The sequence below is a fragment of the Mesorhizobium sp. M0011 genome, from assembly GCF_040324155.1.
Taxonomy (GTDB): domain Bacteria; phylum Pseudomonadota; class Alphaproteobacteria; order Rhizobiales; family Rhizobiaceae; genus Mesorhizobium.
The window spans coordinates 111,755-136,224 of record NZ_JAMYVQ010000003.1 but is presented as its reverse complement, the minus strand read 5'-3'; the positions used below and the strand labels follow the sequence as shown (position 1 = coordinate 136,224).

Sequence of the window (24,470 nt, the reverse complement as noted above, 5' to 3'; positions counted from 1 at the left end):
TTTCGTGAAAACCTGGGTTGAATTCACAGGGCATCCATGGAGATATCAAATGAGTGATTTCGAGTGGTCCGGATCCGAAAAGAAGCTCGCGCGCCATGCCTTCGATACCGCTCTTGAGGCGGCGCTCGCAAAGACGATGGCCGACTTCAAAAGCAAGGCGAGTGCGGTGACGCAGCCCTCCGAGATGTGGGAGCTCGAAGGCTATTTGCGTGAACAGCGACGGGAAATCGATCGCACGTTCGACTATCGCTATTCGCAGCTTCTCTTCGTGTTCGCGCAGCTTATTCGAGCAGGATATCTCGATGAAAAGCTGCTTGGCGGTCTGTCGCAAGACAAGCGGGATGTCATTCAGCGGGACCTGGCCTATGTCGAGAGTCGCTTTGCAAGTGGATGACGAGGGGAACGGCGCTGCCAGAACTGCGAGAGGTTGGCGATCGTTGATTGACGACACTTTTGCGAACCCCACGCTTCGTCATCCTAGGGCGTAGCAGTCGCGAAGCGACGTGGCGAAGACCCTAGGATCCATGCCGCGACTTCCGTGCGGTGCGACGGTGGAGAACTTTCAGTCGCAATCGCTGCATCTGGAAAGAAAAGTTGACCTCAATTGCTCTGGACCGATGCATTCTTCGGTCACAGTCCTGGCATGGATCCTAGGGTCTGCGCCGCGTCGCTTCGCTCCTTGCTCCGCCCTAGGATGACGAATTCGGGGAGGCTTAAGGCACGAATTGCGCAACCTCACCCAATCCCGCCCGTAACCAGATAGGCGCCGGCGCTGCGCCCATCCTCCAGCCACACCACCGCTGTGACGATCGAACCGTAGGAGCCACGCCAGACGCTGTGGAAGCGCTGATGCTCGGCGGCCGGAATGAGCGCGTGCCCGCTGAAGCGCGCACCGCTTCGCTGCAGCGCGACGGCCTCTCCGTTGACATGTACCTTGAGGCAGGCCGTCCCAGACACCTCATTTGGCAGGTCGAGCGTGATGACGATCTCGTCCTGATCGCCGAAAGGCCGCGTCTCGGCGGCAAGCGTGATGGCGAACGCTGACGCCTTGCTGTCGTCGGCTCGGGCGGGGCGGCCTGAAAACACATCGGCGGCAAGTTCTGGCGTGCGCGGCGGGCGGGTGCGGCGCTGCGTGGAGCGTTCGAAATCGCCGGCCATGCGCAGCAGCCTTTCGTCGTCATAGGCCTTGCCGGCGAAAGTCAGGCCGACCGGCATACCGATATCGGCCATCGTACCCATCGGCACGGTGACGGTGGGGATGCCGAAATGGCGCCAGACCAGATTGCCGTTGGCGACCCAGGTGCCATTGCGCCAGGCAAAGGCGGCGGACGCCTCGTCGATGTCTGCATCGGCCGGCCCGACATCGGCAGCGGCGGGCAGCACCACGGCGTCGATGCCTTGCGCGTCCAGCCAGTCCTCGAAATCGATCCGCCTTGTCGCTTCCAGTCCCTTCAGTCCCTCTTCCAGCGTTGGAATGTCCACGAGGGGCGTGACGCCGGACCGTGCCCGCTCGACATATACCCTCAGGTCGAAGCCGCCTTCGTATCGGTCGGACAGCGTGCCGGGCGGTTGCGGGAAGATCTTTGGGCCATCGACCGAGACGAGATCGGGAAGCGCCGGATCGGCATTGGCGCGCAAAAAATCGTCCCAGCCCCAGATGCAGAGGTCCCAGAGCTCGCGCTCGGCGAACTCTGGGGGCACCAGCCCGCGCTCGACCATGCTGCGCGCGCCGGGACGGTCGCGTTCATAGTTGGAGACGACGGGAAAATCGACCTCGATCACCTCGGCGCCAAGCCGCCTCAGATCGGCCGCCGCCTGCTCCCACAGGGCAAGTACCGAGGCGCGGGTTTCGATCGGCTTGTCGGCCTCGGTGTCGCGGCCGATATACATTCTGGGCACGCCAAGCCGCATGCCTTTCAACGACCCCGCCAGTGTGAGGTCGGTATAGCGCGGCGGCCGCACGTCGGAGCTTTTCGGCAGCTTGACCCAGGGCTGCGCGCGCCAGAAATCGCCGTGCGTCTCGGGGTCGTCGGCGACAATCACGTCGAGCAGTTCGAGCATGTCGGGGATGCTGCGCGTGTGCGGCGCGACGACATCCATGGTCGGGACCAGCGGCCAGTTGCCGCGCACCGAAATGACACCGCGCGACGGCGTATAGGCGACCAGCGCATTGTTGGTGGCCGGCGCGCGGCCGGACGACCAGGTTTCCTCGCCAAGCCCGAAGGCGCAGAAGCTGGCCGCTGTCGCTGTGCCGGAGCCATTGGATGAGCCCGATGCGAAGGCGGCGGTGAGATAGTCGCCATTGTACGGACTTTCGGCGCGGCCATAGACGCCGCGCTGCATGCCGCCATTGGCCATCGGCGGCATGTTGGTCAGCCCGATCAGCACCGCGCCGCTGGCCCGCAGCCGGGCGATGGTGAAGGCGTCCTCATTGGCAATGAGATGCTCGAAGGCCGGCGAGCCGGCGGCGACCGTCAGGCCTGATACCTTGTAGCTGTCCTTGGCGGTGTAGGGGATGCCGTCGAGTGGCCCGAGCACGGTGCCGTTGCGGCGGCGCTGGTCGGAGGCGGCAGCCTCCTCGAACATGCCAGGGTTGAGCAACGGGACGGCATTGAGGCTGATGCCGTGCCGGTCGAAATGCGCGATGCGCCTGAGATACGCCCCGACCAGTTCGACGCTGGTGACGGTGCCGTCATCGAGCGCGCGGCGCAATTGGTCGATCGTCGCTTCGACGAGATGAAAGCCGGCATCGGTCATCACGGGTCCCACATTTCCACGCACCATGGATGAGCGAGGCAGCTGGCTTCGGCAAGAGCCTATCGCGGTCATCTCCGGAACTTTTGTCCGGCTGGCGGTTTTGGATGTATGGTGTGATTCCGGAAATGGCCAGGAGGGTATTGGCGATGACCACGAAATGCGTTGCGATCCTAGCTCTCGCTGTCGCCATGGGCTCAAGCGTTTGCGCCCCGGCTTTCGCTGGCGACCGGTATCACGACCGCCGGGTCCACTCCGAACGCTACGTTCCCGCCGAAGGCGATCTCATCGACATCCTGTTCGGCGGCCCGCGCTACTACGATCAGCAGTTGGTCACGACAGCAGCCGGCGCGTGCTCCTATCATCGCGTCGGACCCGACGCGAATGCGTTGAACAAGATCAACGATCATCACTGTGGGAAGTAGGCGGCAGGCAGCGCCTCAGCGCCCGCCACTCTCCTTCATCCGCTCGATGATCTCGGCCATCAGCGCCAGGTCGCGGCGGGAATCGGCGAGGTCGGTCAGCGGCTTTGTGCCTTCGGTGATGTGGCGGTGGAAAGTCTCGAGTTCTTTCGAGAAAGCATCGCCGTAGAGAGGCCCGAGGGTTTTCGTCACCGGGCCGAACGGGCCGGCATCGGTGACCTCCAGCCGCGTCGGCAGGCTGCGGATGTAGGGCGTGTCGTAGATGATGCGCACCCGCCTGTTGTTCGAGCGCACCTCGATCATGGCGTCGAATAAGCCGAGATCGTCGACCACCGCGTCGTAGAGACAGGCGAAATGGCCGTAGTCGAAGGTGACTGATGTGTTGGCGCCGCCGTTGGTGCGGTGCGCGGCCAGCACGCGCGTCGGCTCGCCGATCAGCCCACGCATCGCCGAAATGTGGTGCGAGGAAAGTGCCGTCAGCCCGCGATAGGCGCGCACCAGATCGGCCGGCGCGTCGGCGCCCACCACCTCGCGGATCAGCGCGTCGCGTTCGCTTGCGCCACGCGCCAGCAGGGCAGGGTCGATGTCCTGGGGGTAAAGGACGTTCTGGCTCTTCTTGAGGAAATGCCGGCCCTCCGAGATCAGGTCGAAGATGCGGACATGGGTGATGTCGGCGAAGGCGGGCAGCTCGTCCCTGGCGGCCAGATAGGCGGGCGCATAGCGGCGCATATAGCCGACGAACAGGGTCTTGTCGTAGCCCGGCATCAGCGCCAGCAGATCGTCGATTTCGCGCACCGTGAGGCAAGCGGGCTTTTCCAGCAGGATATGTTTGTTGGCAGCAATCGCCGCCCGCACGAAGCGGCTGTGGGTATCGTCGGATGACAGCACGAACACAGCGTCGATGTCGGGCGAATTAATCAGCGCCTCGGCCGTGTCGAAGGCCTTTGCCGTCGCAAATTCGGAGGTGACGAGTGACACCAGGCTGGGCGACACGTCGTACACGCCCGCGATCACCCAGCGGTCGCGCTGATCGCCCAGCACAGGCAGATGGATCGACTGCGCGACCTCTCCAAGACCTATCAGTCCGACACGAATTGGTGCCACAGGCGAACTCCCTTTGATTTCAAGTCTGATGCTGCAGGACTATGCCGCGCCGGTTACCAGCGCGACGAGCTCATTTCCGGACGTTTCGGAAGCGCGCACGGTCGCCGCCATCTTTCCCGCCCGCATCACCCAGATCTGGTCGGACAGGCGGCGGACCTGATCGAAATTGTGGCTGACCAGGATGACGCTGACGGATTGCTCGCGCAGGCGCCGGATCAGCGCCTCGACATTGGCCGTCTCCTGCACGCCGAGCGCCGCCGTCGGTTCGTCCATCACCACCAGCTTGGCGCCGGAGCCGACAGCGCGGCAGATCGAGATCGCCTGCCGCTGGCCGCCCGACAGACGCCGCACACGCTGGTTGATCGACGGCACGTTGATGGACAGCCGCGACAGCATTAAGCGGGCCTCGCGCTTCATCGCCTTGCGGTCGAGGAAAGCGAACGGGCCGATGCGGCGCACGATCTCGCGGTTGAGGAACAGGTTCTGCGCGACCGTCAGTTCGTCGATCAGCGCCAGGTTCTGGTGCACGGTCTCGATGCCGGCCTTGCGTGCCTCGTCGGGATTGGCGAAGGGCCGCGCCCGTCCGTCGAAGAACAAATTGCCGGTGTCCGGCTGATGCACGCCGACCAGGCTGCGGATCAGCGTCGACTTGCCGGCGCCATTGTCGCCGATGACGGCGGTGACCTCGCCGCGACGGGCCTGGAAGGCGACGTCGGTGAAGGCGCGGATGCCGCCGAAATGCTTGCTCAGCCCTTCGCAGGCGATGATCGCCTCAGTGGCGGGGATATGATGGGGAGCGCTCATTTCTGATACCGCATGATCAGCGCCGCCAGCACCACGATGGCCCCCACGGCAAGCGGTTGGTAGAAAGCCGAGACGTTGAGCAAGGTCAGGCCGTTGACGAGTGCTGTGAGCATCAGCGCGCCGATCGCCGGTCCCAGAATGCTGGCGCGGCCGCCGAACAGGCTGACGCCGCCCAGCACCACCGCCGCCACCGAATTCAAGAGCAGGCTGGTGTTGATCTGCGGTTCGGCCGAGCCGATGCGGGCGACCAGGAGAATGGCCGCGATGCCGGCGCAGAGACCGGAAATCGTATAGGCGGCGATCTTGACCCGGTTGGTGCGGATGCCCAGCGCGCCGGCACTTTCAGCCTGGCCGCCGGTCGCCAGCAGATGCACGCCGAAGCGCGTGTGGTAGAGCGCGATATGGGCGACGATGACGGCTGCGATCGCTACCCAGACCGGATAGCCGAACGGTCCGAACGAGCCCGAGGCGAGCCTGAGCAGGAAGGTCGAGCCGACCATGGTCGGTTCGCCGCCCGACAGGATGAGCCCAAGCCCGGTGATGCCCGACAGCGTGCCGAGCGTCACCACGAAGTCGGGGATCTTGCCTGCCGTAATGATCAGCCCGTTGAGGAAGCCGACGGCGCTGGTGGCGAGAACCGCGAGCATGCAGGCGATGAAGATGCCGTAGTCGGCGGCATTGACGAGGCCGAGGATGATGGCGCCGAGCATGACGGCGGCCGCCAGCGACAGGTCGATGCCCGAGGTGGCGATGACGAAAATCTGGCCGATCGACAGCACGACCAGGATCGCAGCCGCCAGCAACAGCGCCTGCAGATTGGCGACGCTGAGAAAGACCGGCTGGGCGATGCCGAAGACGATGACGAGGCCGACCAGGCCGACGACGGATGCCCAGTCGGCCCAGAAGGAGGGATCGAGGAGGAGAGCCGCCAGGGAGGGACGGCTCTCCTCCGCACCCGCCGAATGGGCGGCGGGCGCGTTGTCTGCAGGTGTGCTCACTTCAGCATCTCGCGGAAGGGATCGGGATAGTCGCCGCCCGGACGCGGAAAATTCTTCAGCGAGGCTTCGGCATTGTCCTTGTTGATCAACAGCACCGGTGCTGGCACGTTGGCCGGCAGTTCCTTGCCCTTGGCGGCCACTGCACAGGCCTCGAGGCCCATGGCGCCGACGACATAGGGATATTGGGCGACGGTGGCGGTGAGTTCGCCTGATGCGATCGACTTCAGCGCGTCGACGATGCCGTCGAGGCCGATCACCTTGACGTCCTTGCCCGAGGTCCGCACGGCGCGCTCGACGCCGAGTGCCATGATGTCGTTGGCGGCGAAGAAGCCGGCGAGGTCCGGATGGGCAGCGAGGATATCGGTTGCGGCGGTCAGCGCCTTTTCGCGATCCCAGTCGGCGCTGACCATCACCACGATGTCGAGTTTACCTTCCACCGCCTGCTTGAAGCCCTTGATGCGGGCGTTGGAGCCGACATCGCCGACGATGCCGGCGACCAGCGCGACCTTGGAGCCCTTCGGCACCAGCTTCAGCATCTCTTCGCCGGCCAACGCGCCGGCGGCGACATTGTCGGTGCCGATATAGGTCGAGACGGCAAAGCCGGCGGCCTTGGCCTGCTCGGGGTCGATGGTCGAGTCGATGTTGACGATCGGCTTCTTCTTCTGGGCGACCGGCACCAGCGCCTGGACGAGATTGGAGACGCTGATCGGGTTGACCAGGTAGCAATCGAAATCCTGCATGGCCATGGCGGTCAGGCGGTCGGCCTGGCCGGTGGCGTCACCCATGTTGGCGGCGGCCTGGACGCTGACATTCACGCCGTTTGCCTTGGCCTGCTCCTCGATGCCCTTCTGCATGGTCTGGAAGAACGGATTGTCGAGGCCTTTGACGATGGCCGCGACTTTCGCCGCATCCTCGGCATGGGCGGGCGCTGCGATGATGGCTGCAAGCATGCCTGCGCCAAGCAGGTTCGTGCCAAGCTTCAGGCAATTGAACATACGCATGGTTTTTCCTCCTCCTGATTGTTTTATGGGCTGCATCAATGTCGCTGGCCGGCGACTGCAATGTCCGACGGGGCGCGAGCCCGGCGCCCGGCGCGATGGTCTCGCAACAGAATGCTGCCCGCTTGGGATGTGCGGACTGCAGCCCAGGTTCGGGCACTTTCGACGTCAGGCATTGCTCCTCCCAGAGCGCCGGTCGATGCCATGCCGGCGTTTGCGCATGTTTTATAAAAAATTGACACGCGTCAAGATTTAAAATGTGCGTAGCGATTTTGACTGTGCGCCCTTGGGGCATGACTGTCCTGCTGGCATGCGCTACAACCAAGGCGCGAAAAAAGTGCCGGCCTCAGGGAACCGGTTGGGGGATGTCCGCGTTGGTCGCTACTTTTGTGCAGAGGGAGGTTTCGGGTGGGGCGTTTCGAAATCGTGGAAGAGCCAACGGGTACGTTTTCGACTTTCGACACAATCACGGAATTGCCGGCAGCGGTCGAAGGGGGCGCGTGCATTGGGCTTTATCGGCACAAAGTGCCGCTGGCGCTGCTTGCAGCGGTTGAAACGGTCCAGCCCGGCCATTTTTCGCTGCTGCCCTCATTGTCGGTGTTGAATGACTGGCGGGCCCATCGAGACGATCTGCTGGCATGAGCAAAGCTGCCCGATGTCGCATCGAAAATCATACCGTATGGGAAATCACGCCCTGTTGTCGAAAGCGGCGGTGAGGCATGGAAAGCAAGGGGAGGTTGCAGTGCGTCGGGAGGTGAAGCGATGTCTGATCAGGACGACCTGATCCGAGCTGCCATCGGTCGGCTGCTCGCCGAGAAGACAGGGGCCGCCGTCATATCGATGAGAGAGAGCATCACCGAGCTTCTGGCGCTGACCGGTGCCGCGCTGGACGAAAGACTGCAAGACCTGCTGCTGGAAATGGCCGAAGTCCGCGGCATGATGGTCGCTCTCGACTTCTGAGCAATATCGGCTGGGGTCGATGGGCATCAGTCCGCTACGCCGGCAACGCCTTCACCGGCAGTTCAACACTACTGCGCCGGCTTCAATGCTGAACCAAGCACCCGGGGTTAAAGATCGAGCAAAACCGTTCCTTGCGGGCGGCTGCAACATGCCAGGACATAGCCGGCCGACTTCTCTTCAGGGGCCAGACCGCCGAGATCCTCCATGGCGACTTCGCCGGACAACTTGGCGATGCGGCATGTGCCGCAAACTCCCTGCTGGCAGGCGGTTGGGACGTAGACGCCACATTGGCGTGCCGCCTCCAGCAGCGTCTCTCCGGGCAAGCAGTTATGCACGATCCCGGAGCGGACGAAACGGACCGAAGATGGTATTGTCGAGGCCGGTTCCAACTGAGGGCTGCTGACGCCGCCGAAGCTCTCCTGGTGGTACCGCGACGGAGCCACGCCAATCGCATCCAGGCAGGCACGTGCGGCTTTCATGTACGCTTCAGGGCCACAGGCAAAGATAGTGCGGTTGTGGAGATCGGGAACGAGGGTCAGCAGCATCTGGCTGTCTATTCTGCCAGTCGGCCCCCTCCAGGTGGGATCTTCCTGGCTACAAACGCACGTTACTTTTACGTTGGGAAAGCGAGAGGCAAGTGCGTCCAATTCCCCTCGAAAGATTATGTCACCAGGCGTTCTGGCACTATGAACGAATGAGATATCCTGGTCGGCCGCGCGGTCGGTAAGCGCACGCAGCATGGACATCACCGGCGTTATCCCGCTGCCGCCCGAAAGGAAGAGCGGCTTTTCATATGGCAGGTCATCGAGATTGAATGAGCCGAGCGGCCCTTCGATCTCGATCTCGTCGCCCGCCCCCAAATTGTCGTGGAGCCAATTCGAAACCAGGCCGCCCGGTGTTCGCTTCACCGTGATCTGCAGGTCGAGCGGTCGCGTCGGTGGTGACGAAACAGAGTAGGAGCGCGTCACCGCGGCACCCTCGATCTTGAGGTGCACGAGCACATACTGGCCCGCGCTGAAGGAGAACATCCGATCCGTCGGGGATGTGAAAACGAAGGTTTTCACATCGGGCGTTTCCTCGATTACACGACGGCAGAGTACAAGCTGCGATGTGGTTTGTGCCCATTGCCGATGGCGCCTCATCGGGAGGAGGTCGGGGGCCCCAAAGGAAACGTGTGCGTTCATCATTCATCTCGGTTTGAAGTCGAGCCAAGATGTCAGTTCCAGGCCCCCCGCAACAGAAGCATCCCTGCCGAGTTATGATCGAGTATTTCGATTACATATCCAGTGACATCACGGCAACGTGAAGGGCGCGGATTCCCTTGCGGATGATCGGTTCGTGTTTGCGGCGCGCCAGGATGGCCGTGTGTACCGGCTGATGCAGCGTCGGAGCGCCTTCGACGATGAACGATGGGCGTTCGAGGGCGAACCTGCGCGCATCGTCACTTCTCATATAGCAGGTGCCGCCCGTGCGCCGTAGCATCATCTCCGCCAAGGTTTCCGATCCCATGGAAAGGCGACAGATCGCCAACTCGCCGAGCAATTCGGCATGGGCCTTCTCCAGCAGGACCGTATAGCCCGGACGAATGTAGGTTTCGGGATCGACCTCGGAGAGGGTTCTGGCCACCGTGGAAACCATCACATATTCCTCAACCATCAAATGCTCATAGGAGATTTCGGGTAGGTATCGCGGAGCGTAAAGCACTGCGATGTCGAGATTTCCCATGCTTAGGTCGCTGACCATCTGGTTTGAATAATCCGACTCGACATGGATCGACGATTTGGGAAGAGCCTGACACAGCGTCTCCACCCAACCCGGCAAAACCGAGCGGGTCATCCCGACCTGCGCGGCGACGCGCAAGGTGCCTTCGAAACGATTGAACGCCCGGACATCGTGGCGAGCCTGCGACCATGTGGACAGCAAGGATCTTGCATAAGCTTCGAACCGGCGCCCTGCGGCGGTCGGCTCCGCCCCGGCGCGTCCGCGCTGGAACAGTTCGGACCCGATTGCGCTCTCGAGGTTCTTAATGCGGGTGCTGATCGTCGACTGGGTCAACCCTAGCCGATCCGCGGTGCGATTGAAGTTTCTCGATTCGATAATGTCGAGAAAGGTCTCGATGTGATCAAGTTGCATGAAATATCCAATCGAAAAACTCGATCATATTCCACGTATCATAAGCTTGATCAAACAATACTCAAGGCGGAAGCTGCAGCAGATCAGCGGCCGGCAGCGCCGCCGGGACGAGACACGGATACGGAGCGGAAGAAGTGTTCATAGTCGACTGCGACTGTCATAATTACTGGTCAAGCGCCACCGTGTTGGAGCCCTATCTCTCCGGCTTGTGGAAAGACATGTTCATCGAGGGCGAGAAAACAGGTCCCGTTGGCGCCTTTCCGCATGGTCATCGGCCTTGGTTCCACCCGCAGGACTTTTCCCGCAAGGACATCCGTCCGAAAACGGAAGCCGACAACTATCTCATCATGAAAGAGAAGCACCTCGACAAATACAAAGTCGACGTGGCGATCCTGACCGGCGATGAGCCTATCGAGGCGTCGACCCTGGCTAACCCTTACTATGCCAGCGCTCTGGTCAGCGCCTACAACGATTATCAGATCGATCAGTGGTTGCCGAAAGACGATCGTTTCATGGGCTCGATCATCATCGCGCCACAGGATCCGAAGCTCGCTGCCGCCGAGATACGCCGTCTTGGCAGTCATCCGCGCATGGTCCAGGTTCTCGCCTCCCAGGGGTCCGTCAAGCCGTATGGCGACCCGTTTTACCACCCGATCTACGAAGCCTGCGCGGAAGTGGGGTTGCCATTCGCCATTCATCTGGGCGGGCATGGGGGCGTGAATTCAACTGCCATTGCTCCTGCCCCGACGACATTCTTCTGGGAAACGCATGCCATTCTGCACATGTCGGCGATGTCGCACGTGGCAAGCATGATCGCCCATGGCGTCTTCGAGAAATGGCCGGACCTCTACTTCGTGATCATCGAGTGCGGCGTCGCCTGGGTTCCGTCGGTCCTTTGGCGCTTGGACGCCGACTACAAAGCGCTGCGCAAGGAGACGCCATGGCTGAAGATGCTGCCGTCTGAATATTGCCGGCGCAACATCCGCTTTTCCACGCAGCCGCTGGAGCAGCCTGCAAACATCCAACATCTCTGGTCCACGCTCGAAGCGATGGACGGCGAAAACACGCTGATGTTTGCATCGGACTATCCGCACTGGGATTACGACGATGCCAACACGCTGCAAATCCCTCCTGCCTGGAAGAGCAAGATCATGGGACTGAACGCGCTGGAAGTCTACAAACGCATCCCCCGCGCGCAAGCCGCGAATGCCGCCTGAGGAAGCATACGATGCCCGAGAAGACCTATATCTGCCGCGTCGACGAGATCGAAACAGGGTCTCCGTTCATCGCCAAGATCCGCAGCCTTTCGGTCGGGATTTTCCGCATCGGAGATTCATTCCACGCGCTGCTCAATGTCTGTCCGCACCGCGGCGCTCCGCTTTGCGAGGGGCCGCAATGCGGCACAACCGCGCCCGTTGAACAGGCGCAATTCATCTATCATCGCGAAAACGAGATCGTTCGATGCGCCTGGCACGGCTGGGAGTTCGACATCAAGTCAGGCGCGGCCTTGGTCGATCCCTCCGTTCGCGCGCGCACATTTCCAGTCACCGTCGAAGCCGGCGGCATCTACGTGACGGCCTGATTGGCGCAAGCCGATTGGGATTGGAAAAATTCGAAGGAAAGGTGGCGGGAGCCAATAAGCAGATTTGTTCGCCGGTGCTTGACGAGAAATAACGCGGAGAACTCCGCAATGGGAGAGTCAAATGTCAGAATCTGAATACAAGCTTGGTATCGCGCAAAGCCTGATCGGAGGCGGCAAGGTTTCCCGCCGCGACTTCATTCATCTTGGGCTGGCCGCGGGCCTGACCGTTGCCGCCGCCGACCGGCTGTTCGTGAGCACGGCGCGGGCCGAACCGATGCAGGGCGGCTTCGCCAAGCTCGGCATGGCTCATGGCGCGACGACGGATTCGATCGATCCGGCCGGCTACCCCGACACGTTCACACAAACCGCATTTTCGGGCTCGCTGTCCAACAGCCTCACTGAGGTCGACGCCAAAGGCAATGTCCAACCGGACCTCGCCGAGAGCTTTGAAACTTCGGATGGGGCCAAAACCTGGGCCTTCAAGCTGCGCAAAGGCGCAACCTTTCATAACGGCAAAACCGTGACGGCGGATGACGTCGTGACCTCCTTGCAATATCACATGGGCAAGGACACCAAATCGGCGGCGAAATCGCTGTTGGACTCCGTCGCCGACGTCAAGGCGGACGGCCCGGAAACGGTGGTCTTCACGCTCAAAAACGGCAACGCCGATTTCCCTTACATCATGAGTGACTACCATCTGGTCATCATGCCGGCCAAGGACGGCAAGGCGGATTGGGCTTCAGGCGTTCGCACCGGTGCTTTCGCCCTCGAGAATTTCCAGCCCGGCGTTTCGGCCAAGCTCAAGCGCAATCCAAACTACTTCAAGAACGGCAAGCCCTATCTCGACGAGGTGGAGTTCATCGCAATCACGGATCTTGCCGCCCGCATGGCGGCGCTGTCCACGGGGGAGGTGGACTATATCGGCCGCGCCGACCTGAAGACCCTCGGCATGTTGAAACGCAATCCCAAGGTGGAAATCGTCGAAGTCACTGGCTACGGGCACTATACCTTGCCGATGAATGTCACGATGGCGCCGTTTGATAATCCGGACGTGCGCATGGCATTGAAATGGGCGATCAATCGCCAAGAAATCGTCGACAAGATTTTTCTTGGCCACGCTACTGTGGCCAACGACAACCCCATCGCGCCGGCCATCAAATTCGCCAAAGATCCGCAACCGCAACACAGCTTCGATCCGGAAAAAGCAAAGCACTACCTGAAAAAGGCCGGAATGGAGAACCTGAAAGTGGATCTCTCGGTCGCCGATGCGGCTTTTGCCGGCGCCGTGGACGCGGCTTCGCTCATTCGCGAAACGGCAGCCCAATGCGGCATCGACGTCAATGTCGTGCGTGAGGCCGAGGACGCTTATTGGGACAATGTCTGGCTGAAGAAACCCTGGTGCGCTTCCTATTGGAGCGGTCGGGCCACGGCCGACTGGATGTTCACGCAAGCCTTCGCCGCCGACTCCAGTTGGAATGAGTCTTTCTGGAAAAATCCCCACTTCAACGAATTGCTTGTCCAGGCGCGCGCCGAGACGGACGAGGCCAAGCGAGCGGCGATGTATGCCGAGATGCAGCAGTTAACCCACGATGACGGCGGCAGCATCGTGCTGGTCTTCAACAATTTCGTAAGCGCGCAATCCAAAAAGCTCGCACACGGTGATGTGGCGCCCAACTGGGAGAACGATGGACTGAAAATGGCCGAACGCTGGTGGATCGCCACGGCATGAGATGGCGGGCCGGAGCCGCGATGGTTTTGAGGGTCCGGCCGGCTTACTCCGAGTGCAGGGCTGCCGCCCAAAGGGAAACGCCACGCACATGAACCCCGTCGCAAGAACGGTCCTGCAGCGCCTTGGCCTCGGCCTGGTCACTTTGTTCATCGTGTCCATCATCATCTTCTCTGCGATCGCGATGCTTCCAGGCGACTTCGCCAAGGCCACGCTAGGGCAATCGGCGACGCCCGAAACGGTCGCCGCGTTCCAGCGGGAAATCGGCATCGATCGTCCGCCTGTCGAGCGCTACTTCGTTTGGGTCGCCCAGATGCTCCATGGCGATTTCGGCTCTTCGTTTGCGAGCCGCACCGGATATCGGCGTACCGTGGCCGAGATCATCGCACCACGCCTCTACAACACGATGTTCCTTGCAGCGGTGACTGCGCTGATAGCTGTTCCTCTGGCCTTGGGGCTTGGCATTCTGGCTGCGCTGTACCGCAACGGCTGGTTCGACCGGCTGGTGAATGTCGCGACACTGACAACCATTTCATTCCCGGAATTTTTCGTCGCCTATATGCTCGCCTACCTGGTGATCTCGCGCGACACGTTCATCGGATCCGATTTCGCTCAAACGCTGCCTCATTGGCTCACTGTCTCGCTGAACTGGGCGCTCAATGCGGTTCCCAAATTTCCGACATTGTCGAATGTGAACGATCAGACGCCATTTTGGGAGCATCTCTGGAAAGTGGCCCTGCCGGCAATCACCCTTACGCTCGTAATCGTGGCCCACATGATGCGCATGACCCGAGCGGCCATCATCAACATGCTGGCAAGCCCCTACATCGATATGGCGCGCCTCAAGGGAATGTCCCCAATGGTGATCGTGCTGAGGCATGCCCTGCCCAATGCCTGGGCTCCGATCGTCACTGTGGTGGCGTTCAATCTGGCGTATCTCATCGTCGGAGTGGTCGTGGTCGAGGTCGTGTTCGTCTACCCCGGCATCGGCCAGCTGATGGTTGACGCGGTAAAATCCAGGGATGTTCCGGTTGTCCAGGCCTGCGCCCTGATTTTCGCCGCGACTTACATCCTTCTCAACCTGCTAGCCGACGTTATTTCCATCGCCACCAATCCCAGGCTCTTGCACCCACGATGACCAGATCCGAATCTGTCGCGGCGGTTCAAAGGCTGAGGCGCTCGCGTTCTACCCGGGCGAAAACTGCGCTGAAGAAGGCACCGTTCAGCGCGTGGTTCGGCATCGTCGTGATCCTCGGCTACGTCTTTGTTGCGGTCTTCGCACACTGGATAGCCCCATATGGCGAGACGCAGGTTTTCAGCGAAGCCTTCGCGCCGTGGAGCCAGGAGTTCAAACTGGGAACCGATCAGCTCGGCCGCGACATGCTTACCCGCTTGATCTACGGTGCGCGCAACACCATCGCTATCGCGGCCGCGACCACGTTGCTGTCCTTCGCGGTCGGCGTCTCGCTCGGCCTTCTTGCCGCATTGTACAGGGGGTGGCTCGACCAGATCTTGTCGCGTGCGGTGGACGTGCTGATGTCGATCCCGAGTCTGATCTTCGCGCTGGTGCTGCTGACGATCTTCGGCTCGTCGATCACCAGCCTGATTGTCATCATTGCGCTTCTGGATTCCACCCGGGTCTTTCGGCTTTCTCGCGCCGTCGGGCTTAACGTGGCGGTGATGGAATATGTCGAGGTGGCACGATTACGCGGCGAGGGACCGAAATGGATCATCGCCAAGGAAATCCTTCCCAATGTCATGCCGCCACTGGTCGCCGAGTTCGGCTTGCGATTCTGCTTCGTGTTCCTGACAGTTGCGGCGCTGTCGTTTCTCGGCGTCGGTATTCAGCCGCCGACGGCCGATTGGGGATCAATGGTGCGCGAGAACGCGACCCTGATCACCTACGGCGATGTCACCCCGCTACTTCCGGCCGGCGCGATTGCTCTCCTTACCGTGTCCGTGAATTTCGTGGTGGACTGGTTCCTGCAAGCAACAAGCGGGTTGCGGGATGAAAAGTAGCGGCCCAGGCCCACGCGAAAAAGGAAAGGATCTGCTTCAAATCCGCAATCTGCATGTGGAGGGGTTCTCGGATGAGCGGTGGCATCCCATTGTCCACGGGGTCGATCTGACGCTGAAGCGGGGCCAGGTTCTTGGGCTGATCGGCGAGTCAGGCGCCGGCAAGTCCACCATTGGCCTTGCCGCAATGGGTTATGCCAAGCCGGGCTGCCGGATCACGCAAGGCTCGGTCCTGTTCGACGGGATTGATCTTCTGGCGGTCAATGAAAAAGGGCGCCGTCGCCTCAGGGGCTCCCGCATTGCCTATGTCGCGCAAAGCGCGGCTGCCTCTTTCAATCCGGCACATCGGCTCTTGGAACAAACCGTCGAAACCGCGGTGGCGCATGGAATTGCTGGCCGGGAAGAGGCGAACCGGAGCGCCGTCGATCTTTATCGACGCCTTCAACTCCCAGAACCGGAGACCATAGGCTTTCGTTATCCTCATCAGGTCTCCGGCGGGCAGTTGCAACGGGCAATGACAGCGATGGCAATGGCTTGTCGTCCGGACCTCATAATATTCGACGAGCCAACAACGGCGCTCGATGTGACCACGCAGGTTGAAGTTCTAGCTTCCATTCGCAACATCGTGGAGGAATTCAGCACCGCTGCAATCTATGTGACGCATGACCTGGCGGTGGTGGCGCAAATGGCGGATCGTATCATGGTTCTGCGCCACGGACGTACCGTGGAGGAGGCTGACACACGCCAGATGCTGGCCTCGCCCAGCCAGGAATATACAAAGACGCTCTGGGCCGTACGCAAGCTCGCCAAGCCCGAAGTTCCAGCCGGTGACTATCTGCTGACGATAGACAACGTTACCGCGGCCTATGCAGGAAAGGTCAAGGTGCTCCAGGATGTCTCCATCAAGGTTCCGCGCGGAAGAACCGTGGCTGTGGTCGGCGAATCCGGTTCGGGAAAATCGACGCTCGCTCGAGTCGTCACCGGCCTTTTGCCGCCAATTTCAGGTTCGATTTCTTTTGCCGGCCGGCTTCTTTCCACGGGCCTGAAGACGCGGCCGAAGGAGGTCCTGCGCCGCATACAGATGATTTATCAAATGCCCGACAACGCCCTGAATCCGCGCCAAACGGTCGAAGAAGTCATAGCTCGGCCGCTCGAATTCTACCTCGGCCTCAAAGGCGCGCGGAGGGATCGCCGGATCGGCGAACTTATGCACATGGTCGAGATGAGCGAAGATTTTCTGGAACGCCTGCCTGGCGAGCTGTCGGGTGGCCAAAAACAGCGCGTCTGCATTGCCCGAGCGTTGGCTGCCGATCCGGAGCTTATCATCTGCGACGAGATCACGTCCGCGCTCGACCAGATCGTCCAAGAGGAAATTCTCAAGCTTCTCATACGTCTCCAACGTGAACTCGGAATGAGCTACATCTTCATTACCCATGACATTGCTACCGTGCGCGCGATAGCCGACGAAATCGTCGTCATGCACCGCGGCAAAGTCGTCGAGCAAGGATTGAAGAGCGAAGTTCTCACGCCACCGCACGCGGCCTATACCGAACGGCTATTGTCCTCTGTTCCGGAAATGAATCCGGACTGGCTGACAAGGCTGCTGGCCAGCCGGAAGATCTGACGGATCGGCTATCCGTCAACGCCCGGCATATTCCTCACGATCAGCTTCCTTCGCGATCACCCGATGTCAGCCATATGGCCGGCAACGCCGCTACGATCTTTCCTGGAGCGCTAACGCTGCTCGATCAGCGTCTTCGCCGCATTTTTCCCCACCGCGAGGATGCGATCGGACAATTCCGTTCCGCCCACGGCGCGGGCCATTTGCAGCGTGCCGAGGAGCGTTGCAAAGACAGCCAGCGCCACGCCTTCCGGATCCTTGGCCTGCGGTAGCGCTTGCGCCAACTGGCGCACCAAGGCCAGCAGGTGGTCTGTATAGGCTTCACGCGTTTCAGGCGGCTGACGGGCGAGTTCCGGCAGCAGCGCAGCTGACGCGCAGCCCTTTCCGGGGTTGTCCCGGTGCTCGGCCGACAGATACGTGTCGATGGCCATCTCCACGCCCGAAGCCAATGCTTCCGCCAGTTGCTGCGCCTGAAGCTCCATCGCCGCCGCCACGCTTTCGCGGACAAGCTGCGCCTTGGATTGAAAGTGTGGATAGAAGGCGCCGTTCGTCAGCCCGGCGTCGCTCATGATGGTCGCCAGTCCGGACGCAGCTATGCCGTCGCCGCGAAAGCGTTCCGCTGCGACCTCCATGATCCGTCCGCGCGAGGTGTCCTTCCGGCCCTTTTCGTAGCGCATGGCTGCTATTCCTTTCTGCTATTGCATTATGAGCGTAATCTGATATTACGACTGTAATTCAACGGGCGCAAAAAAGCTAGCCCTCATGATTTTGGAGCACGAAATGAATGCGAATTCCGGAAAAACCGCTGTTGTGACGGGAGCCTCTTCGGGCATTGGCCGCGCCAGTGCCGAGGCTCTGGCAAGGGCGGGGTTCACGGTTTTCGGAACCAGCCGGCGCAAGGCCGACGACGGCCCGGACGGGGTGACCATGCTGGTTTGCGACGTGACCGACGGTGAAGCCGTTGCCGCACTCGTTTCGACGGTGCTGTCGCAAACCGGCCGGATCGACCTCTTGGTCAACAATGCCGGCGTCGGCCAGCTTGGAGGCGCCGAGGAATTCTCGATTGCACAGGTGCAGGCCTTGTTCGACGTCAATCTGTTCGGCGTCATCCGCGTGACCAATGCGGTGCTGCCGTCGATGCGGCGGCGTGGCGAAGGGCGCATTGTCAATATCGGCTCTGTGCTGGGACTGGTGCCGGCGCCGTATTCAGCGCATTATTCGGCAGTCAAGCACGCGCTCGAGGGCTATTCTGAATCGCTCGACCATGAGGTTCGTGCCTTCAATATCCGTGTCTCGGTCCTCGAGCCGGCATTCGTTCGTACTGTCTTCGACCAGAACGGGCTCCAGCCGGATTCGCCTTTGCAGGAATACGATCAGGCTCGAGCTACGCTGGAAGCGCTGCTTCGCGATGTGATGCCTGTCGCCGATCGGCCCGAAGTGGTGGCGCAGGTGGTCGTCAAAGCAGCGACCGATGCCCGTCCGCAACGGCGCTACACCGCCGGCAAGGCAGCGCGCCAAGTCAGCCTGCTGCGTCGCTTTGCTCCCGCAGGGATATTCGACAAGAGCCTGCGCAAACAGTTCCGCCTGCCGGTTTGAACAACAACGAGCAGAGGATTTCACGCACATGCGTCTAGGAACGACAACACGATTGGCCAGCCCCCACAAGGCGGAGGTGCCAAGCATGACACATGGGTTCAAGCGGTCGCCCCACTTACGGGCATCGTTCCAGGACACGCCAACGCATTCCGTCGATGTCGGCGGCACGGCATTCGTCTATCGGCAGCTCGGACCAAGGACGGGCGTGCCGGTAATCCTGCTGAACCATCTCGGCGCTCAACTGGACAATTTCGATCCACGCATCGTCGATGGCCTCGCCGCGGCCCGGTGGGTGATCGCCTTCGACAACAGGGGCGTTGGTGCTTCAGGCGGCAAAACGCCGTCACGCGTCGCCGAGATGGCACGGGATGCGGTCGCCTTTGTCCGGGCGCTGGGGTTCGATCAAGTCGATCTCTTCGGTTTCTCACTCGGCGGCTTCGTGGCGCAGGAGATCGTGCTGACCGAACCCAGGCTTGTGCGCAAGCTCATCCTGGCTGGCACCGGACCGGCCGGCGGCCAAGGCATCGACAAGATGACACCACTTACGATCGTGGACATGATCAAGGGTGCGCTGACTTTTCGGGATCCGAAATACTATCTGTTCTTCACCAGAACGGTGAATGGGCGTCGCGCCGCGAAGGCGTTCCTGCAGCGGCTGACAGAGCGCAAGGCCGACCGCGACAGGCCGATATCGCTTAGCGCATTCGGCGCGCAACTCCGGGCGGTGAAGGCTTATGGACTACAGGCGCCGCAAGATTTGAGCGCCATCCGCATCCCCGCGCTGATCGCAAATGGCGATCACGACAGGATGGTGCCGAGCGTCAATACCCACGATCTCGCCCGCCGCATTCCGGGGGCGCAATTGGTGATCTATGCGGATGCCGGCCATGGCGGGGTGTTCCAGAACCACGCGGATTTCGTTCCGAAAGCATTGGCCTTTCTCGAGGCCTGACACCTCTCACCGGGCGGCTTTCGTCCCGAACATCAACAATCTCTCAGAAAGTCACTGCCATGAAGGCATTCGTCGTCGACAAGTATAGTAAGAACGGCACGCTGCGGCTGGCCGAAATGCCGGAGCCGAAACTCGGGGACAGCGATGTCCTTGTCGAGGTCCACGCCGCGGCGGTGAACCTGCTGGATTCCAAGGTCAAAACCGGAGAGTTCAAGCTGATCCTGCCCTATCGCCGACCATTCATCCTGGGTCACGACGTGGCCGGGAGGGTTGTCCGCGTGGGATCGAAAGTCCGCAAGTTCAAACTCGGCGACGACGTCTATGCGCGGCCGCGCGATGGCCGGATCGGGACATTTGCCGAGTTCATAGCCATGGATGAGGCGGATGTGGCGCTGAAGCCCGGGAACCTCAGCATGGAAGAGGCGGCCTCGATCCCGCTGGTCGGCCTGACCGCCTGGCAGGCGCTCATCGAAAGGGCCAACCTGAAGAGAGGACAGAAGGTCTTCATTCAAGCCGGATCCGGCGGCGTGGGGACATTCGCCATCCAACTGGCAAAGCATCTCGGCGCGACCGTTGCGACCACCGCCAGCGCGGCGAGTGCCGGTCTGGTCAAGGGGCTCGGCGCCGATGTCGTCGTCGACTACAAGAAAGACGATTTCGAAAAAGTGCTGTCGGGCTACGACGTCGTCTTGAACAGCCAGGACACAAAGACACTTGAAAAGTCACTGAATGTGCTGAAACCGGGAGGCAAGCTCATCTCCATCTCCGGCCCACCGGATCCCGACTTCGCCAGGGAAAAGGGACTGAACATGGTGCTGAAGCTGGTGCTTCGCCTGCTGAGCCGCGGTATTCGAGCGAGAGCCAAGCGCCGTGGCGTGACGTTCTCGTTTCTCTTCATGTGGGCGCAGGGCGAGCAATTGAGCAAGATCGCATCGCTCATCGAAGCTGGTGCGATCCGCCCGGTTGTCGACCGGGTCTTTCCCTTCGAAGCCGCCAACGAGGCGCTGGCCTATGTCGAAACAGGACGCGCCAAGGGCAAGGTCGTCATCAAGGTCAGATAGCAACTCAGCTGCGATCGAGGTCAGCCGCGCCGGGCTGCATCGATCGCCGCGACGTCGATCTTCGTCATCTCCATCATCGCATCAAAGGCGCGTTTGGCTTCCTCGCCGCCGGCCGCCATGGCCTCGGTCAACGTGCGCGGCGTGATTTGCCAGGACACGCCCCATTTGTCCTTGCACCAGCCGCACGCGCTCTCCTGGCCGCCATTGCCGACGATGGCATTCCAGTAGCGGTCGGTTTCCTGCTGATCGTCGGTGGCGATCTGGAACGAGAAGGCCTCGCTCTGCTTGAATGTGGAGCCGCCGTTCAATCCGATGCAGGGAATGCCGGCAACGGTAAATTCGACCGTCAACACGTCGCCTTTCTTGCCGGACGGAAAGTCGCTCGGCGCACGGTGAACGGCGCCCACCCTGGTGTCGGGAAAGGTCTCCGCGTAGAAGCGAGCCGCAGCCTCGGCGTCCTTGTCGAACCAGAGGCAAATCGTGTTCTTTGGCATCGTTGGCATTGCGTGTTCCTTTCGGTGTTAGAGTTGGCGGAGGTCAGCCCAGCAAATTACGTGCCGTGCGCATGAAGATCCTTGACCCGATCGGGATCAGGTCGTCGGGAAAGTCATAGTCGGGATTGTGCAAGGCAGGGTGCCGCTCGCCTGCACCGAGGAAGAACATCGCCGACTTGGCACTATGGCCGAACAGGCCGAAATCTTCAGAGGCGCGCATCGGCAGGGCTTCTTCGCCGTGCGCGACGCCCTCTTCATCGAGCGCGCGCCGCAGATGCTCCACCGCGTCCGGCGCGTTGACGCTGGCGACGAAGATCTCGTGATAGTCCCAGCGGACGGAAAGGCGATGCTCGCCCGCGATCCTGGCGACCAGTGCTTCGGCAGCAGCGCACAGGTTTGACATGCGCTCGTCACGCCGGGTGCGCAGCGTTGCCCACACCTCGGCGTGAGCCGGCGCGATGCCGAACACGGCTTCGCCCATCGCGGCATGGGTGACCGTCAGCATGGAGAAGTCGTTATCGGCGAAGGTCCCGCGCCCGAGCGCCGGCAGCGCCGGCATCAGCTCACTGATCGCCAGCATCGGCGAGATGCCGGTCTCCGGCATGGACGAATGGGCGGTCTTGCCTTCCAGCACGATGCGCATGCCGCGTGATGCACAGTTGACCACGCCGGCTTTGAGCCGCACCTCGCCGAACGGCACGCCGGGCAGGTTGTGCAATGAGAAAGCGAAATCCGGCACGATCTCGCCGAAGCGCGGATCGGCGACGACGCCGGCCGCGCCATTGCCGGTTTCCTCCGCCGGCTGGAACATCAGCACGACGCGGCCGCTTGCAGGCCTCTCGCGCCCCAACTGACGGCCAAGGGATGCCAGGATCGCGGTGTGTCCGTCATGGCCGCACATATGCGACTTGCCCGGTACGCGCGACGAATGCGGCACGCCTGAAAGTTCTTCGATAGGCAAGGCATCGAGTTCCGAACGGAACAGCACCGTCGGCCCCGCTTTGCCGCTGTCATATATGGCCGCGACGCCGTGCCCGCCGAGCTGTGTCAGCACCTTGTCCGGCCCCGTATCGGCGAGGAAGGCGACGACCTCTTTTGCGGTCTTCTCCTCTTCATTCGAGATTTCCGGTTGCTGATGCAGCTTGCGCCGCCATTCGGTTAGTTCGACAATGTCTCGATTGGTCAAAGTCATGCTTTTTCAGCCTCCGCTGCACTCTTCATTTCATTGACACGTCCAGTCACAGGGGGTGTCAAACGCAATGATGAATTGCTAGCGATAAAGGGCAGTTCCCGCCACAGTCCAAGTTTCGGGCTTCGGCAGGCCAGAAACGACCGTTCTCCCAGCCACTCTCAGCCTATTGATTGATCTCGGGCTCGACGAGCTTTGCCAGATTTCTGAGCGACTCCTGCCAGCCGAGATAGCAGGCCTCGACCGGAATGACGTCCGGAATGCCCGCCTGGGTGATGTCGATTTCAGTGCCGACCGACACTTTTTTCAAGACCACGGTCACTCGTATCTCGCCGGGCAGGTTGGGATCGTCGAACCTGTCGGTGTAAAGCAGGCGCTCGCCCGGAACGAGTTCGAGATACTCGCCGCCGAAGGAGTGGCTGTCGCCGGTGGTGAAATTGCGGAACGACATCTTGAACGTGCCTCCGACCTTTGCCTCGAAATTATGGACCGTGCAGGTGAAGCCGTTTGGCGGAAGCCACTTGGCCAGCGCGTCCGCTTCAACGAAGGCGCGATAGACCTTTTCCGGGCTGGTCGTCAGAACGCGGTGCAAACGTACGGTGCCGGGCATTGCTGGATCCTTTCATGAATGCCTGTTCGATACCCCAAGGACGGACGAAGGCTAGCCAGTCCGACATTGGTTTGCGAATTTTTTGGGTTTGCGAATTTTTTGAGGGCGCACGGCCTGCGTCACCCACAGGCATGCCGTTCGACCCCGCGCCTGTCGGGCGAGGCGGCGGACGAACTGCACCGGCTCTGGAGCTGGCGTTCACCTGCTAAATCGGGTTCCTGAGCCATCTTGTTGTTCAGGCGCGGTTTTACCGATTGGCGCGAACGGCCGCGCGTCCCGGCCAATGCTTCGAACGCGCTAAATAGGGCAGCGCGTCTTTGCCGTCCATGTGCCGATCATTAGAATTTGCATCTGATCAGAGTTGATTTCCTATCAGGCCGTTAATGCGGCCATGCTTTTAATAAGCATTTGCTAATAAATCCTCCGAACCTGAGGCAAGCAATGACCAAGAATCTCGGCAATGCACGTCATACGCCAGCGAAGGACCAGCAGGTCTCCCTTCTAGGCAAAGCCGCGCCGGCACTTTTTCCGCTGGTCGTGGCGGCACTGGGCTACATGATTGGCAAGCAGTTCTTCGGCATCTAGCCGCGAAGACAGGGTCTTCCGTTCCCCAAACGTCCCGGCGGACCAACCATGTCAACACCGCGGGGCGCCGTTGACATTGCAGCGGCGTGTCGCCGGACATCAACGTCAAACATGGACGTCGCCGAAGGAAAGTTCGCCGTCGTCGCCGGCCGCGAAGAAGGCGAAGGCGAGCAGCCCGACATAGAAAGCCGCCACAAAGACCACGATCGCCACACCGGGAATCGGGCCAAGGGCGGCGCTGTCTACGGCCTCGCGAAGCGAGCCGACAAAGCCGGTCCTGACACCTGCGGACTGAAGGCTGGGGGTCGATATCTTCAGCACCCAGGCCAGCAGCAGGATCAGGAAGAGATAGAGATAATTTCGCCGCAGGCGGCGCGCCAGCGCGACACGTTGCGACAGCAGGAATTTCGGCGCGCGCAGGCCTTCGCCGACGATGAGCAGCCAGTCCGAGGCGAAGTCGGGCTGTGGGGAAAAGATCTGGGCGAAATAGTGGCGTTCGAACTGGCGTACGCGCGCCCGATAGAAATCGAAGAACCGATAGCGGCGCGCCTCGATCCACAGCAGCAGCAGGATCAGCAGCATGGCGAACAGCAGCACGCCGTGATGCGCACTGGCCGTCGACAGCGATACCGAAAGCAGCGCCGCCACCACCGTGATTGCCCAGTTGGTTGTCCTGTCCAGCCGGTCGCGCCATCCCGCCATGCGAGCGATCTCGGCGCGGTGGAAATGGGACAGCGTGTTGACGCGCTCCGCCGATGAAAGGACGGGGCCAGCGGGCTTTGCCGACGCGTCGTTCATGGCATCCTCCGGCAAGGAACAGAACAGTTTGCCGGCAACATCGTTCCAGGACGGCTGCACGGCCCTT

Annotated in this window: 26 protein-coding genes; 14 read left to right on the top strand and 12 right to left on the bottom strand. The window is 61.3% G+C overall.

The window, feature by feature from the left end:
* Positions 1-49 precede the first annotated feature (49 nt).
* Complete coding sequence (frp, locus tag NKK51_RS04675) at positions 50-394, top strand: fluorescence recovery protein (protein WP_023809376.1); 345 nt, start codon at positions 50-52, stop codon at positions 392-394.
* A gap of 341 nt (positions 395-735) precedes the next feature.
* Here the strand turns inward: frp and NKK51_RS04670 are convergent, their stop codons facing one another.
* Positions 736-2,757, bottom strand: coding sequence for an amidase (locus NKK51_RS04670; protein WP_352551475.1), 2,022 nt, complete (start codon positions 2,755-2,757; stop codon positions 736-738).
* Between the two features lie 146 nt (positions 2,758-2,903).
* On the opposite strand from NKK51_RS04670, the gene NKK51_RS04665 reads away from it, so the two are divergent.
* Positions 2,904-3,179, top strand: coding sequence for a hypothetical protein (locus tag NKK51_RS04665; protein WP_023809374.1), 276 nt, complete (start codon positions 2,904-2,906; stop codon positions 3,177-3,179).
* A gap of 15 nt (positions 3,180-3,194) precedes the next feature.
* Here NKK51_RS04665 and NKK51_RS04660 read toward each other — a convergent pair whose 3' ends face one another.
* The 4 genes from NKK51_RS04660 to NKK51_RS04645 are packed head-to-tail and all read right to left on the bottom strand — an operon-like array spanning position 3,195 to position 7,083.
* Entirely contained in the window at positions 3,195-4,280 is a 1,086-nt protein-coding gene (locus tag NKK51_RS04660; protein ID WP_352441781.1) for a Gfo/Idh/MocA family protein, read from the bottom strand.
* A 39-nt stretch (positions 4,281-4,319) separates the two neighbouring features.
* Complete coding sequence (locus NKK51_RS04655) at positions 4,320-5,084, bottom strand: ATP-binding cassette domain-containing protein (RefSeq protein ID WP_023809372.1); 765 nt, start codon at positions 5,082-5,084, stop codon at positions 4,320-4,322.
* The gene (locus NKK51_RS04650; RefSeq protein ID WP_352551473.1) at positions 5,081-6,082 is read right to left on the bottom strand and encodes an ABC transporter permease; all 1,002 of its coding nucleotides are present in this window, start codon (positions 6,080-6,082) and stop codon (positions 5,081-5,083) included. The genes NKK51_RS04655 and NKK51_RS04650 overlap by 4 nt, the downstream gene beginning before the upstream one ends.
* Entirely contained in the window at positions 6,079-7,083 is a 1,005-nt protein-coding gene (locus NKK51_RS04645; RefSeq protein WP_352551472.1) for a sugar ABC transporter substrate-binding protein, read from the bottom strand. Before NKK51_RS04645 ends, NKK51_RS04650 begins: the two co-directional genes overlap by 4 nt.
* Before the next feature lie 405 nt (positions 7,084-7,488).
* On the opposite strand from NKK51_RS04645, the gene NKK51_RS04640 reads away from it, so the two are divergent.
* Both NKK51_RS04640 and NKK51_RS04635 read left to right on the top strand, forming a co-directional pair.
* Positions 7,489-7,722: a hypothetical protein gene (locus NKK51_RS04640; protein WP_352551470.1), complete on the top strand. Its 234-nt coding sequence runs from the start codon at positions 7,489-7,491 to the stop codon at positions 7,720-7,722.
* A gap of 120 nt (positions 7,723-7,842) precedes the next feature.
* Positions 7,843-8,040 carry a hypothetical protein gene (locus NKK51_RS04635; RefSeq protein ID WP_023809368.1) on the top strand — a complete coding sequence of 66 codons (198 nt, stop codon included), beginning with the start codon at positions 7,843-7,845 and terminating at the stop codon, positions 8,038-8,040.
* A gap of 107 nt (positions 8,041-8,147) precedes the next feature.
* On the opposite strand, the gene NKK51_RS04630 is transcribed toward NKK51_RS04635, so the two are convergent.
* Positions 8,148-9,104, bottom strand: coding sequence for an FAD-binding oxidoreductase (locus NKK51_RS04630; RefSeq protein WP_352551469.1), 957 nt, complete (start codon positions 9,102-9,104; stop codon positions 8,148-8,150).
* Between the two features lie 211 nt (positions 9,105-9,315).
* Entirely contained in the window at positions 9,316-10,173 is an 858-nt protein-coding gene (locus tag NKK51_RS04625; RefSeq protein ID WP_023809366.1) for a LysR family transcriptional regulator, read from the bottom strand.
* A 134-nt stretch (positions 10,174-10,307) separates the two neighbouring features.
* Between NKK51_RS04625 and NKK51_RS04620 the strand changes: the two genes are divergently transcribed.
* The 6 genes from NKK51_RS04620 to NKK51_RS04595 all read left to right on the top strand — a co-directional run bounded on the left by NKK51_RS04620 (position 10,308) and on the right by NKK51_RS04595 (position 17,121).
* Positions 10,308-11,390 carry an amidohydrolase family protein gene (locus tag NKK51_RS04620; RefSeq protein WP_023809365.1) on the top strand — a complete coding sequence of 361 codons (1,083 nt, stop codon included), beginning with the start codon at positions 10,308-10,310 and terminating at the stop codon, positions 11,388-11,390.
* Positions 11,391-11,401: 11 nt separating this feature from the next.
* Positions 11,402-11,755, top strand: a complete 354-nt coding sequence (locus tag NKK51_RS04615; RefSeq protein WP_023809364.1) for a Rieske (2Fe-2S) protein — start codon at positions 11,402-11,404, stop codon at positions 11,753-11,755.
* Between the two features lie 121 nt (positions 11,756-11,876).
* Positions 11,877-13,484, top strand: coding sequence for an ABC transporter substrate-binding protein (locus NKK51_RS04610; RefSeq protein ID WP_352441777.1), 1,608 nt, complete (start codon positions 11,877-11,879; stop codon positions 13,482-13,484).
* Positions 13,485-13,572: 88 nt separating this feature from the next.
* Positions 13,573-14,619 carry an ABC transporter permease gene (locus NKK51_RS04605; RefSeq protein ID WP_128306095.1) on the top strand — a complete coding sequence of 349 codons (1,047 nt, stop codon included), beginning with the start codon at positions 13,573-13,575 and terminating at the stop codon, positions 14,617-14,619.
* Positions 14,620-14,720: 101 nt separating this feature from the next.
* Positions 14,721-15,500, top strand: coding sequence for an ABC transporter permease (locus tag NKK51_RS04600; RefSeq protein ID WP_502900168.1), 780 nt, complete (start codon positions 14,721-14,723; stop codon positions 15,498-15,500).
* Positions 15,490-17,121 (top strand): ABC transporter ATP-binding protein, encoded by a 1,632-nt coding sequence (locus NKK51_RS04595; protein ID WP_352551467.1) that lies wholly within the window; start codon positions 15,490-15,492, stop codon positions 17,119-17,121. Before NKK51_RS04600 ends, NKK51_RS04595 begins: the two co-directional genes overlap by 11 nt.
* 110 nt (positions 17,122-17,231) lie before the next feature.
* Here NKK51_RS04595 and NKK51_RS04590 read toward each other — a convergent pair whose 3' ends face one another.
* A complete protein-coding gene (locus NKK51_RS04590) occupies positions 17,232-17,795 on the bottom strand; it encodes a TetR/AcrR family transcriptional regulator (RefSeq protein ID WP_352551465.1) in 564 nt (187 codons plus the stop codon).
* Positions 17,796-17,898: 103 nt separating this feature from the next.
* Here NKK51_RS04590 and NKK51_RS04585 point away from each other — a divergent pair, with 103 nt between their 5' ends.
* From NKK51_RS04585 to NKK51_RS04575, 3 genes are all read left to right on the top strand, one after another.
* Positions 17,899-18,714 (top strand): oxidoreductase, encoded by an 816-nt coding sequence (locus NKK51_RS04585; protein ID WP_352551463.1) that lies wholly within the window; start codon positions 17,899-17,901, stop codon positions 18,712-18,714.
* An 85-nt stretch (positions 18,715-18,799) separates the two neighbouring features.
* Complete coding sequence (locus tag NKK51_RS04580) at positions 18,800-19,666, top strand: alpha/beta fold hydrolase (RefSeq protein ID WP_128305576.1); 867 nt, start codon at positions 18,800-18,802, stop codon at positions 19,664-19,666.
* Between the two features lie 59 nt (positions 19,667-19,725).
* On the top strand, positions 19,726-20,727 hold the full coding sequence (locus NKK51_RS04575) for an NADP-dependent oxidoreductase (protein WP_023809356.1): 1,002 nt from the start codon (positions 19,726-19,728) through the stop codon (positions 20,725-20,727).
* A gap of 20 nt (positions 20,728-20,747) precedes the next feature.
* Here NKK51_RS04575 and NKK51_RS04570 read toward each other — a convergent pair whose 3' ends face one another.
* The 3 genes from NKK51_RS04570 to NKK51_RS04560 all read right to left on the bottom strand — a co-directional run bounded on the left by NKK51_RS04570 (position 20,748) and on the right by NKK51_RS04560 (position 23,020).
* Complete coding sequence (locus tag NKK51_RS04570; protein ID WP_174800353.1) at positions 20,748-21,221, bottom strand: VOC family protein; 474 nt, start codon at positions 21,219-21,221, stop codon at positions 20,748-20,750.
* Positions 21,222-21,264: 43 nt separating this feature from the next.
* A complete protein-coding gene (locus NKK51_RS04565; RefSeq protein WP_352551461.1) occupies positions 21,265-22,413 on the bottom strand; it encodes an amidohydrolase in 1,149 nt (382 codons plus the stop codon).
* A gap of 163 nt (positions 22,414-22,576) precedes the next feature.
* Positions 22,577-23,020: an SRPBCC family protein gene (locus tag NKK51_RS04560; protein WP_023809353.1), complete on the bottom strand. Its 444-nt coding sequence runs from the start codon at positions 23,018-23,020 to the stop codon at positions 22,577-22,579.
* Between the two features lie 441 nt (positions 23,021-23,461).
* On the opposite strand from NKK51_RS04560, the gene NKK51_RS04555 reads away from it, so the two are divergent.
* Positions 23,462-23,605 (top strand): hypothetical protein, encoded by a 144-nt coding sequence (locus tag NKK51_RS04555; protein ID WP_023809352.1) that lies wholly within the window; start codon positions 23,462-23,464, stop codon positions 23,603-23,605.
* A 105-nt stretch (positions 23,606-23,710) separates the two neighbouring features.
* On the opposite strand, the gene NKK51_RS04550 is transcribed toward NKK51_RS04555, so the two are convergent.
* Positions 23,711-24,403 (bottom strand): DUF2270 domain-containing protein, encoded by a 693-nt coding sequence (locus NKK51_RS04550; RefSeq protein WP_023809351.1) that lies wholly within the window; start codon positions 24,401-24,403, stop codon positions 23,711-23,713.
* Positions 24,404-24,470: the final 67 nt, after the last annotated feature.